This window comes from Novosphingobium panipatense (assembly GCF_900182875.1).
Classification (GTDB): Bacteria; Pseudomonadota; Alphaproteobacteria; order Sphingomonadales; family Sphingomonadaceae; genus Novosphingobium; species Novosphingobium panipatense.
Map to the genome: position 1 here is coordinate 304008 of NZ_FXUI01000002.1, position 12400 is coordinate 316407.

Sequence of the window (12400 nt, forward strand, 5' to 3'; positions counted from 1 at the left end):
CCCGGCCGCCCGTCCTGACGCGGAGCGACCTCGTGGCCGCTGCGAGGGAGGCCGCATCCGCATACTCTGCCGGCGATGTTTCCCGAAAAAAAGACCCGCTGGTTGGACGCAGCTTTTCCGTGCGCCTTCCATTCGGGTGTGGCGGCGCGGGAACCGCGCAGGAAGGATCTGCTGAGGAAAGCGGCCTGGCCGCAGCCGACTGGACGGTGGATCGCAAAGCAATTCAGCTGCGCATGATGCCGGGGGATTGGGCAGGTTCCACCTTGCTGGCAAAGGCCGGCACTTCGGCCAAGTGGGAGGCTGTTGAAGGCTTCTGGATTCCCTACCCCTGGTTGGGCTCGGCAACCTGCCCGGCGGTGCAGACCGATCCATTGCAGACAGGCTCCTCTCCTGCCTCTCCACAGACGCTGGGGATCGCGGCGGTGTTCGAAGCCGGCGGGTCAAGGCTGGGCCGTCGCAACGGTCGTGCCTATGAGTACACGGTGCGTGCAACGGACGAAGCACCGTTGACCTGGCCGAAGGCGGGCTTTCGCATGGTGCTCGAAGGGCGCATCACGGCTTTCCCCAACGATAAAGCTATCGCCTGCCGCGCTGCCGGGCCGGACCAGCGCCCCGTCTGCATCGTGGCTGCTCATCTCGATCGCGTGGCTTTCGAAGATTCGGATGGCAGCACTCTTGGCGAGTGGCGCCCCGGCTGACGCGGGAATCGGAGAGCGCCTTGGCTGAGGAAGACCGTAACGAATTGGCGGAAACCCGCACGTCCCTGGCCGAGGATCGGACCATTCTCGCACACGAACGCAGCTTTGCGGGGTGGGTCCGCACGGGCATGGCCTCAGTGGGCATTGGCCTCGGGTTCAATGCTCTGTTCAAGGCCCTGCAGCCGGTTTGGGTACCAAAGGCGATCGCCACCGCTTTCCTTTTGATCGCGATCTTCATCTTCGTATCTGCAGAGCGCCGTGCATGCAGCATCATCTCACGCCTGGAAGCGCATCAGATCCGAACCCTGCGTCCTATGAAAATGCGCCTCATGACAGGCGCGCTCGTGGCTGCCACGCTGGCGCTCGGCGCGGCGATCTGGATGTTGGCTTAGCCTTAGGGAGCATAATTCGAAGGCAAGGACGCAGCATTTAACATTGTGCCGTGTTGCGTCTATCTTGACCCCCATGGCGAACCGCACGATGAACCCCCGCGTCTTCTGGGGCGCTTCCGCAACGATTGCTGCCCTGCTCATTGCGACGCTTCTGGCGCCCGGCGCCTCCGGCGCCGCGTTCCAGGCCGCTCAGAGCTGGGTTATCGAGACCTTCGGCTGGTTCTACGTCGCCTGCGTCGCGATCTTCGTCGGCGTCGCGCTCGCGCTGGGTTTCGGGCCCGCCGGCAAGCTTCGTCTGGGGCCGGACGACGCTGAGCCCGATTTCCCTTATGTCTCCTGGCTGGCCATGCTGTTTGCTGCGGGAATGGGCATCGGGCTGATGTATTTCGCGGTCGCCGAGCCGATCCAGCATTACATCGCGCCGCCCGACGTCGCGCCCGGCACCATGGCGGCCGCTCGGGAAGCGATGGCCCTCACCTTCCACCACTATGGCGTTCATGCCTGGGCGATCTACGCTCTTGTCGGCCTGAGCCTGGCCTACTTCACCTATCGCAAGGGCCTGCCACTGACTTTACGTTCGGGGCTTCACCCGATCTTCGGCAAGAGGATCAGGGGGCCGATCGGGGACGCGATCGACATTTTTGGTGTGTGCGGAACCGTGTTCGGCGTGTCGACCTCACTAGGCTTCGGCGTGTCACAGATGACCGCCGGTCTTGCCTACATATACGGACTTCCGGACACGGTGGGCTCGCAGGTCACGGTGATCGCTGTGGTGATGGGCGCGGCAAGCCTCTCGGTGCTCAGCGGTGCCGATCGCGGAGTCCGCCGGTTGTCAGAGCTCAACCTTGCGCTCGCGGTCCTGCTGATGGTGTTCGTGATGCTATGGGGGCCGACGTTGTTCCTGATGAACGCGCTCGTCCAGAACTTCGGGCTTTACCTCGACCATTTCATCATGCGCACCTTCACGCTCTATGCCTACGAGCCGCGTGCGTGGATGGCGGATTGGACGCTGTTCTACTGGGCCTGGTGGATTGCCTGGTCGCCCTTCGTTGGCATGTTCATCGCCCGCATTTCGCGCGGCCGCACCGTCCGTGAATTCATCGTGGGCGTGCTATTCGTGCCTGCGGCGTTCACCTTCCTATGGATGACGGTTTTCGGCAACACCGCGATAGCGCTCGACCTCGGGGGAGCGGCCGGTGGGATTGCCGATGCGGTGCAGGCGAACCTCTCCACCGCACTGTTCAAGTTCCTTGAATACCTGCCTGCTGCAGGTTTCACATCGACGCTCGCAATTTTGCTCGTAGGCGTGTTCTTCATCACCTCTGCCGATTCCGGTGCCTTGGTGATCGACACGCTTGCATCCGGCGGGGCCGACGACACTCCGCGGTGGCAGCGGGTGTACTGGTGCCTGCTGCTCGGCGTGACGGCGACCCTGCTTCTGCTGGCAGGGGGGCTCGGCGCGCTGCAGACCGCGACGCTGCTGGCCGCGCTGCCCTTCTGCATCATCATGCTCCTGCTGGCGTTCGGCCTCGTCAGGCAGGCGGGAGCGGACCTGTCCGGCGTCGCCCTTTCAGAAGAAGCGCCACCGGTGGGTGAGCGCCTGAAGCGCCTGTTCGTACCCGCCAGCCGCAAGGAAGTCCTCCGTCAAATGGAAGTCAACGGCATGCCGGCGCTGCGCAGCGTGTGCGAGGTTATGGTGGCGGAAGGGTGGGCCGACAGCCAGGTTGACAGCGGGGAAGATTGGACCTCCATCACGATTACTTTCGCGCCGGAGCGCGTTTTCAGTTACCGGCTCTCTCCTCGGCAGCGTCCCCTCGCCGCCTATACCGCGCTCGACGCACCGGAAGGCCGCCGCAGCATGACCTGGATGCTTTCAGCTCAAGGCGGCAGCGATGGACGGCACCGTGACCTGACCGGCTTCTCAACGGAACAGATCACAAGCGACATCCTGACGCAGTTGGAGGCGTGGCGGCCCCGCTAGTCCGTTCCTGCCCTCACGCAGGCAGGATCTGTGCCTCTTCGCCCTGCGCCGGCGTATGTACCAGCGCCTGTCCGACGGCCTCACCGATGAGTATCAGCGTGGGCCGATCATGGGCGAAGGCCTGTGTCACCAGCGGCAGCAGATCGAGGCGGGTGCGCAGTTGCTGTTCTGTCGGGAGCGAGGCGTCGCAGGTGACCAGCGCCGGCGTGGAACCTGGCAGGCCCGCCGCCATCAGCGCGGCGGTGAGTTCAGGTGCCGCCTCCCGCCCCATGTATACTGCCAGGGTGCAGGCGGGATCGGCCAGCGCCGGCCAATCCAGATCAAGTGGCTGCCCGCTGCGGCAATGGGCGGTGACGAATTGCACCCGGCGGGCAATTCCTCTTAGCGACAACGACATGCCGGCTGAAGCGGCCACGGCGCTGGCGGCCGTGATACCCGGGCAGACATGTACGGGTGCGCCGACTTTGCGTAACGCCGCCATCTCTTCCGTCGCCCGGGCAAACATCGCCGGATCCCCGCCCTTGAGGCGCACGACGCGACGTCCCGCGAGGGCAGCCTCGACAAGCATCCGGTCAATCGTCGGCTGATCCTTCGAGTGACGCCCGGAGCGTTTGCCCACGCAAACCCGCTCCGTGCCCACGGGAATCATCGCAAGCACGCCGGGACCCACCAGTGCATCGTAGAAGACGACTTCGGCGGCGCGGATCAATTTCTCCGCCTTGCGGGTAAGCAGGTCCGGATCACCGGGCCCTGCTCCGACCAGCCAGACTTCGCCGGGTGCGATAAGCTCATGGTTGCCATCATTCTGCGGCATCGAGAACCTCCTCGTTGGTCTGGGTGACTATCCTGGCGAGAGCGGGCCGGCATGATCCGCAGTTGGTGCCCGCGCCAAGCGCCCTGCCTACTCCGGCCACATCGACCAATCGCTGTTCACGGATGGCGGTCACGATCTGGTTGAGGCCGATGTCGAAGCATACGCACACGGTCGCGCCCTTGTCGGGCTGGTTGCCGGGCCCGCGCGCGGCAAGCACGGCAGCCCCGACTCCCTCGACGGCCAGTTGCCCGATCAGCCAGTTCCGCGGGGGCAGGATACCGGTGCGGGTGACGAACAGCACGCCCGCCAGCCTCCCTTCGACGATCACCGCGACGCGGCGCGTACCTCGGGTGTCGTCGATAGCCTCGATCCGCTCGCCCTTGGGCAGGCAGGATTCGATGCGGGACGGGTCGCCGTTGCCGGCGACTTCATACAGGGCGCCGCCGGGCACCGCCACGCGCGTTGCCCAAAAGCAGGGCACGTGAGCAGGCTCGTCTCCGCGCAGGATGAGGAAGCCTCTCCATTCGGTGTCCACCCTCGCGAGCGCGGCGGGGGTGGACTTGAACCCAGGTTGGCCGGAGTGCGGATCCACCAGCGGGCGTGGCAGCAGGCCGGTGCGGCCGCCGGTGGACACTTGGTCGGTCCAGTGGATCGGTGTGAATATCTCGCCCGATCGCTGGCCTTCACTCAGGAGGACGCGAAAGGTGCTGTTTCCTTGCGGGGTCGAGACACGGGCAAGGTCGCCATCCTTCAAGTCCAGCGCGGCAGCGTCCTTAGGGTGAACCTCGACGAGCGGTTCCTCGCGGTGACGCGCGAGTTTGGGAGCCAGTCCGGTCCGGGTCATCGTATGCCACTGGTCACGATAGCGCCCGGTGTTGAGCGTCAGCGGCCAGTCGGCGAGCGGCGCCTGCAGCTCCATCTGCCCAACCTTGATCATGCGCGCGCGGCCGCTCGGCGTCGGAAAACGACCGTCGGCGAAGGGCGTACCGCCCCAGCGGAACGGCTCCATCGCTTCGTAGGCGGAGTTGCCGATCGCCGCATGGGCGGCGAGGTTGAGCACGCGCGCACCATCGTTCTGATAGGCGGTGAGACGCGCATGCTCGCGCCAGATATCGGCGGGCGTGTCATAGGCGAACTCCCCTGACCAGCCCATCCGGCGGGCCACTTCCTTGATGATCCACCAGTCGGGCTTTGCCTCACCTGGCAGATCCATGAAGGGACGCTGGCGGCTGATCGTGCGTTCCGAATTGGTGACGGTGCCGTCCTTCTCACCCCATGCGGCAGCGGGCAGGCGCACGTCGGCATAGGCGGTGGTATCGGTATCGGCAATGACGTCGGAGACGACGACGAAGGGGCACTTTTCCAGCGCGGCGCGCACGGTGGCGGCATCGGGCAAAGAGACCGCGGGATTGGTAGCCATGACCCACAGCGCCTTGATACGGCCTTCCCCGATGGCGCGGAACAGGTCGACTGCCTTGAGCCCCGGTTTGGTCGCCATGGCCGGCGCCGCCCAGAAGCGGCCAACACGCGCGACGTTTTCGGGCGCGAAGTCCATGTGGGCGGCCAGTGTCGAGGCGAGGCCGCCCACCTCGCGGCCACCCATCGCATTGGGCTGGCCGGTGATTGAGAACGGGGCGGCGCCCGGCTGCCCGATGCGCCCCGTGGCAAGGTGGACGTTGATGATCGCGTTGACCTGATCGGTACCGCGGATCGACTGGTTGATGCCCTGGCTGAACATCGTAACCGTGCGCGGGTTCGCCGCGAACAGCTCGTAGAACCGGCGCAGCAGCGCCGGATCGAGATCGCAAATCCTCGCCGTGGTCCAGAGGTCGTGGCCGGTCCCCAGATGCTTCCAGAAACCCTCCGGCACCTCGACGTGGCTGTCCATGAACGGCTTGTGGACCATGCCCTGCTCGGCAAGCCAGGCAAGGAGGCCGTTCATCAGGGCCACGTCGCTCCCGGGGCGCAGTGGCAGGTGAAGGTCCGCGCCTTCGCAGGTTTCGGTTCGGCGCGGGTCGATGACCACAAGCTTCGTGCCCCGTTCGGCGCGCGCGGCCTGGATCCGCTGGTAGACGATCGGATGACACCATGCCGTGTTCGATCCGATCAGAACGATGAGGTCCGCCTTTTCCAGATCTTCGTAGCCGGCGGGCACCACGTCTTCGCCAAAGGCCCGGTTATGACCGGCGACGGCGCTTGACATACAGAGGCGCGAATTGGTGTCGATGTTGGCAGAGCCGATGAAACCCTTCATCAGCTTGTTGGCGACGTAATAGTCTTCGGTCAGCAACTGGCCCGAGACGTAGAAGGCGACGCTGGCCGGCCCATGCCGGGCGATAGTGTCGCGAAAACGCTTGGCCACGAGGTCCAGCGCCTTGTCCCAGCGCACGCGCCTCTCGCCGATCATCGGGTGGAGGAGACGGCCCGTGAGCCCGATCGTCTCGCCAAGGTGCGTTCCCTTGGAGCAGAGGCGCCCACCGTTGGCCGGGTGCGCATCGTCACCCCGGATCGTCACCTCGCGCGCGCCCGTGGGCGTTGCCGAGATGCCGCAGCCGACACCGCAATAAGCGCAGGTGGTGCGGACCGCCTCGCCCATCAGGCAGCATCCCTCATGGGTGCAGGCCTCGCGATCAGAATGCGACCGTTTTCCTGGCGCACGGCGATTGTGGGGGTGCAGCCGCTGTCGGCCCCTTGCGCCTCACCGCTCCCCAGCGCGATGTTCCAGTTGTGCAGCGGACAGGCAACCGAATGTCCATGGACGATGCCTTGGCTCAACGGCCCCTTCTTGTGCGGGCACTCGTTGACGAGCGCGAAGATCCTGTCGTCGCCGGTGCGAAACACCGCGATCTCCGGTTCCCCCTCAAGGCGGACCGTGCGGGCGCCGGGCTGAGGAATGTCGTTGAGAGTTCCGATATCGATCCAGTCGGTCATTGTGTTCACTCCGCCGCTTCGAGTACCTGAGGTGTAAGGGGTGTGGGCTCGAGGTGCTGGTGCAGGTCGGCACGGTCGCCCGCAGCGCGCTGCGCCCATGGATCGTCCTGGCTGTAGCGCTGCGAGTGGTGGAACCGGTCGGCAAGCGCCTTGCGGCCCGCCTCGTCCTCGACCACGCGGGACTTCACGTAGGCGACGCCGACACGTTCGATCCACGGCGCGGTGCGTTCGAGATAGCGCGCTTCCTCACGGTAGACCTGGATGAAGGCGGCGCAGTATTCGAGGGCTTCCTCCTCGGTGTTCACCTTGCACAAGAGGTCGGTGGCGCGCACGTGAATGCCGCCATTGCCGCCGACGTGGAGTTCGTACCCGGAGTCCACGCAGACGATTCCGAAATCCTTGATCGTGGCCTCAGCGCAGTTGCGCGGGCAGCCGGAGACGGCGATCTTGAACTTGTGCGGCATCCAGCTGCCCCAGGTCATTCGCTCCGTCTTCACCCCTAGTCCGGTCGAATCCTGCGTACCGAAGCGGCACCATTCCGAACCCACGCAGGTTTTGACCGTCCGCAGCGACTTGCCGTAGGCGTGGCCGGAGACCATCCCGGCTGCGTTGAGGTCTGCCCAGACTGCGGTAAGGTCTTCCTTCCTGATGCCGAAAATGTCGAGCCGCTGGCCGCCGGTCACCTTGACCATGGGCGCGTTGTACTTCTCGACCACGTCAGCAATGGCGCGCAACTCCCGCGGGTTGGTGAGGCCGCCCCACATGCGCGGGACGACGGAGTAGGTGCCGTCCTTCTGTATGTTGGCGTGCATGCGCTCGTTGACGAAGCGGCTCTGCTGGTCGTCCACGTATTCGCCCGGAAGCGCGCAGAGCAGGTAGTAGTTGAGCGCCGGGCGGCAAGACGAGCATCCGTCCGGCGTTGACCAGTGCAGCTTGTGCATGACTTCCGGTATCGAGCGCATGTCCTGTGCCACGATCTCGCGGCGCACGTCGTCATGCGTGAAGCTGGTGCACTTGCACATGGTCTTGGGGCCGGATTTCACCTCCTCGCCCAGCGTCAGCGCGAGCAGGTTCTCGACGAGGCCGGTGCACTGTCCGCAGCTGGCCGAGGCCTTGCAGGTCGCGCGCACCGCATCGAGGCTGCAGGCCCCAGCCTCGATACAACCGACAACCTGTCCCTTCGAGACGCCGTTGCAGCCGCAGATTTCCGCATCTGCGGGGAGTGCCGCAACGGCGGCCTTAGGGTCCAGCGCAGCACCGCCCGAAGCAAACGCCTGGCCGAAGATGAGCAGGTCTCGGATTTCGCCGACGTTCTCGCCCTTACGGAGCAGATCGAAGTACCACCCGCCGTCTGCCGTATCACCGTAGAGCACGGCGCCGACAATGCGGTCGTCCTTCACCACCACGCGCTTGTAGACCCCGCGGGCGGCATCGCGCAGCACGATGTCCTCGCATCCATCTCCGCCGGAGAAGTCGCCTGCCGAGAACACGTCCAGCCCTGCCACCTTCAACTTCGTCGAGGTGACCGAACCGCGATAGCCCGTGTGCTGGTCGGTAAGGCCATCAGCAAGGCTGCGACACATGTCCCACAGCGGCGCGACAAGGCCGTAGACCTGTCCGTCATGCTCGACGCACTCGCCCACCGCGAAAATGGAAGGGTCGCTCGTCGCCATGTGGTCGTCAACCTTGATGCCGCGGTTGACCTCCAGTCCCGCCTCCCGCGCCAGCGCAATGGAGGGGCGGATGCCGACGGCCATGACGACAAGGCTGGCCGGAATCTCGCGACCGTCCTTGAGGCGAACGCCCTCGACTTTGCCCTCGCCGTAGATCTCGGCGGTATCGGCGCCGGTGAGGATGGTCTGGCCGCGCGCTTCCAGCGCGGACTTGAGCAGCCAGCCCGCCGCTTCGTCCAGCTGGCGCTCCATCAGCGTTGGCATCAGGTGAATCACGGTGACCTTCATGCCGCGCAGGGTCAGGCCGTGCGCCGCCTCGAGGCCCAGCAGGCCGCCGCCGATGACCACGGCCGAGCCGCCGCCGGAGGCCTTGCCGGCCTCGGCGGCCGCCAGCATGGTATCGACGTCGTTCATGTCGCGGAACGAGATGACGCCCGGCAGGTCCTTGCCGGGAACCGGAATGATGAAGGGGTCGGAGCCGGTCGCGATCAGCAGGCGATCGTAATGCATCGTGCGGCCCGAACGCGAGGTGACGGTCTTTGCCGCGCGGTCGATCGCGGTGACCGGATCGGCGGTGATGAGATCGATGCCGTTCTCGTCATACCATTCGCGCGTGTTGATGACGATCTGTTCGAAGGTCTTCTCGCCCGCCAGCACGGGCGAGAGCATGATGCGGTTGTAGTTCACGTGCGGCTCGGCGCCGAAGATCGTCACGCGGTAGCGGGCGGCGTCACGCGCCAGCAGTTCCTCGACGGCACGGCAGCCGGCCATGCCGTTGCCGACGACAACCAGATGCTCGCGCACATCGTCGCAGGGTACGACCAGCGCGTCGTCGTAGTCGGTCGCGAGGGTCTGTTGCGGTTCGATCCGGTCCTGAAAGTCCATGTTCGAAACTCCGGCTGTCATGGGAAATGGAGTTGAAAACGAGAAAAGGCCGCCATCCTGACCCCCGGTGCGAAACCGGGAGTCAGGATGGCGGCCTTGCCATCATTCGGTGCCTACACGTCCCCTCAGCGGGACATTTCGGCGATGTGAGAAGGACAACACTGCCCTTTGCACTGCAACATAAATGGAACTGGCGGGCGGCTCAAGCGATTTTCACGTCGCTTTTGTCAAATAGCCCAGTCGAGCTGCACCCAAAGCTTGTCCGTGTCGGTTGCAAGGGTTTCGGCTTCGTAGTGGGCATAGCGCAGCGCAATGGTCGTCCCGCGCACCTTCGCCGACGCCAGAAGGTCGATTTCGTTACCGTAATGCTGGCCGAACCGGTCACTCTCGAAGCGGTGCCAGGTCCCCTGCAGGCTAACGGCGGAGAACGAACCCATCTGCCCGGCGCCATATCCGCCCCCCACATACAGGTCGCGCACGCCGTCCGGCGGTGTCGTCAGGAACTTGTCTGCCCAGCCCTGGAACTTGAAGTTGGTTCCGAGCGGGGTCTGGAAGCTCGTGAAGGGCGAACCCGCCACTCGACCTTTTGCAGCGCCAAGCACTTCGTACCCCGCGCCTATCTTCCAGCCATGCACGTCAAGTAAAGCGTCGGCCAGCCAGTACCCGGCACGGTAATCACCGGGATTGCGGCCCCAGTCGGACTGACGCGCGTAGCTCGCCTGGTAAGCAAGCTTCACGGATGTCGCCAAGACGTGCGAACCGGCAAGTCGCGCGCCATATGTCTGACTTGAGAGGCGGTAGCCCTGCACTGCCGCCTCGTCCTGATCGACGAGATAGGCGAACCCCGTCAGTGTGCCGACCGGCGTCTTGCAGCCGATATTGGCGAGGACGCTATTGCCGCCGACCGCCTGCTGGCGCCCCTCCTTACCGTCGATGCCCCAGATCGTGCGCACGCTCCAGACGTAGGAAAGGTCAAGCTTCAGGCCCTGCGCGGGCGCAATCTCCGCCCGAACGGCGTCGAAAGTCTGCGCGTTGTTGCGGAACGCGACATTGCCCACGAAGCGCTCGTCATCCAGCGCAATTTTCTGACGCCCTGCGGTCACCGTCAGATCCCGAACGCTGTACTGCAGTTGTGCGATGTAAAGCGCGATGTTCTGCGGATCGGCCACCAGTGGCCGCGACGCGGCGCCGGTCAGTCCATCGTAGTAGGTGTCCACCGCTGCGAGGTTGCCCTGGCCGATGATGCTGGCGCTGATTGCCCCGCGGGCGAGCCGGGCTCCTCCGCGAACGCGCATGGTTAGGGCATGAGCCCTTGCGACAATGTCGTCCTGCTCGGCAGTCTCGTAGCGGATCCGCGCTTCCGCGATCGGTGTGACCGTGATCTCCTGCGCCCCTGCGGATGCGGCACAAGCGGCTCCTCCGATGGCTAGCGCGGCTACCGTTTTCATCATGACTGTCATTTGGCGCGCCCTCAGCACGTAGAGGTTTGGGCCGGCGGCAGCTTCGGATGGAAGCCGCCACCCCGATCAACCCGCCTAGATCCGCGCGGCGGTTTTCCAGGTCGCACGCCAGCGGGTCTTCACCTTCGCCAGCGAGACGAGGGCAACGACTGCAAGGCAGGCGAAGATCAGAAAACCCGGCGCGAAGCTTCCCGTGAACTGCTTGGCAAGGCCGAGCGAACTGGCGAGATAGAAGCCGCCTACGCCGCCTGCCATGCCGACAAGGCCCGTCATCACGCCGATCTCGGCCTGGAAACGCTGAGGCACAAGCTGGAAAACCGACCCATTTCCAGTGCCGAGCGCCAACATGGCCACGACGAAGAGTGCGAGAGCTGACGGAAGCCCCGACGCCTGCGATACACCGATAAGTGCGATGGCGGCGACGGCGTAGACCATCATCAGCGCTTTCACGCCGCCGATCCGGTCTGCCAGCGCGCCGCCCAGCGGACGCACGAGCGATCCCGCAAAGACGCAGCCTGCTGTGCAATATCCCGCCACCACGGTGCTGAGGCCGAACTGATCGGTGAAGTAGATCGGGAGCGATGCCGCAAGGCCCACGAAACCACCGAATGTCACTGCATAGAACGCCATCAGCCACCACGCGTCAGCCTGTCTGAGAAGTGCGGCATAATCTACCAGCTTACGTGGTGCGGGCGGGTTCGGCGCGTCCTTGGCCAGCACGAGGTACAGGCAGAGCACAAGCGCCAACGGGATGCAGGCAAGGCCCAGAACGGCGTTCCAGCCGAACAGTCTGGCGAGCGTCGGGGCGAACAGCGCGGCGAAGACGGTTCCCGAATTGCCCATACCGGCCAGTCCCATCGCTTTGCCCTGGTGTTCGGGCGGGTACCACCGGCTCGCCAGCGGGAGCGCGATGGCGAAGCTTGCCCCCGCAAAGCCCAGGATCAGGCCGAGTGCCAGGGTGCCTCCGAAGCTGTCGATGCCTGTCGACCAGGCAAGGAACAGACCGAGGATGACGATGCCCTGATTCATCGCGCCTGCACGCTTTGGTCCGATGCGATCGACAAGGAGGCCGTTGACGACTCGCAGCAGCGCACCTGCCAGGGTCGGCAGCGCCACCATCAGTCCTTTTTGCGCGGGCGTCAGGCCAAGGGTTCTCGAGATCTCGGGCGCCAGCGGTCCGAGAAGGACCCACACCATGAAGGCCAGGTCGAAATAAAGGAAGGCTGCGATGAGCGTCGGCGCGTGGCCGGCCTGCCAGAAGCTGACGGCAGGCTTGCTGCGAACGTCGTCTGCCGGGGAGCCGGCAGGGTCTTGGTCAGGTCGCCAGAATGCGGTGGCCATGATACGTCCCCCATGAAAAATGAAACGGGCACGAAAAAAGCCGCGGCCCGGACGTCACCCTGGTGGTGAGCCCGGTCAGCGGCTTTGCTGCGAATTCAGTGAGGATGGCGTCCCGTCCTTGGGACCGCCTGTCCAGTTACACGCGCATCATCGCGCGACCTTCATATATTCGAGTGATTCGCCGGATCTGGCAAGGTGCAAAATAGCACTCTCTTCCCCTTCCAG

At 64.9% G+C, this 12400-nt stretch carries 9 protein-coding genes; 3 read left to right on the top strand and 6 right to left on the bottom strand.

Translation table 11 applies throughout. The annotated features are described in order from the left end of the window. Positions 1–119: 119 nt before the first annotated feature. The 3 genes from QOL62_RS04360 to QOL62_RS04370 all read left to right on the top strand — a co-directional run bounded on the left by QOL62_RS04360 (position 120) and on the right by QOL62_RS04370 (position 3071). Positions 120–698, top strand: a complete 579-nt coding sequence (locus QOL62_RS04360; RefSeq protein WP_283405325.1) for a hypothetical protein — start codon at positions 120–122, stop codon at positions 696–698. Between the two features lie 20 nt (positions 699–718). Then, positions 719–1090 (top strand): YidH family protein, encoded by a 372-nt coding sequence (locus QOL62_RS04365; RefSeq protein ID WP_103729871.1) that lies wholly within the window; start codon positions 719–721, stop codon positions 1088–1090. A 73-nt stretch (positions 1091–1163) separates the two neighbouring features. Next, entirely contained in the window at positions 1164–3071 is a 1908-nt protein-coding gene (locus QOL62_RS04370; protein WP_283405326.1) for a BCCT family transporter, read from the top strand. Positions 3072–3084: 13 nt separating this feature from the next. Here QOL62_RS04370 and cobA read toward each other — a convergent pair whose 3' ends face one another. The 6 genes from cobA to QOL62_RS04400 form a co-directional block, all read right to left on the bottom strand. Next, positions 3085–3885 carry a uroporphyrinogen-III C-methyltransferase gene (gene cobA / locus QOL62_RS04375; protein ID WP_283405327.1) on the bottom strand — a complete coding sequence of 267 codons (801 nt, stop codon included), beginning with the start codon at positions 3883–3885 and terminating at the stop codon, positions 3085–3087. Next, complete coding sequence (locus QOL62_RS04380) at positions 3872–6481, bottom strand: nitrate reductase (RefSeq protein ID WP_283405328.1); 2610 nt, start codon at positions 6479–6481, stop codon at positions 3872–3874. Before QOL62_RS04380 ends, cobA begins: the two co-directional genes overlap by 14 nt. Further along, a complete protein-coding gene (nirD, locus tag QOL62_RS04385) occupies positions 6481–6816 on the bottom strand; it encodes a nitrite reductase small subunit NirD (RefSeq protein WP_283405329.1) in 336 nt (111 codons plus the stop codon). Before nirD ends, QOL62_RS04380 begins: the two co-directional genes overlap by 1 nt. A gap of 5 nt (positions 6817–6821) precedes the next feature. Beyond that, the gene (gene nirB, locus QOL62_RS04390; RefSeq protein WP_283405330.1) at positions 6822–9374 is read right to left on the bottom strand and encodes a nitrite reductase large subunit NirB; all 2553 of its coding nucleotides are present in this window, start codon (positions 9372–9374) and stop codon (positions 6822–6824) included. A 227-nt stretch (positions 9375–9601) separates the two neighbouring features. Continuing rightward, complete coding sequence (locus QOL62_RS04395; protein WP_283405331.1) at positions 9602–10834, bottom strand: alginate export family protein; 1233 nt, start codon at positions 10832–10834, stop codon at positions 9602–9604. A gap of 75 nt (positions 10835–10909) precedes the next feature. Beyond that, a complete protein-coding gene (locus QOL62_RS04400) occupies positions 10910–12175 on the bottom strand; it encodes a nitrate/nitrite transporter (RefSeq protein ID WP_283405332.1) in 1266 nt (421 codons plus the stop codon). Between the last annotated feature and the right edge of the window lie 225 nt (positions 12176–12400).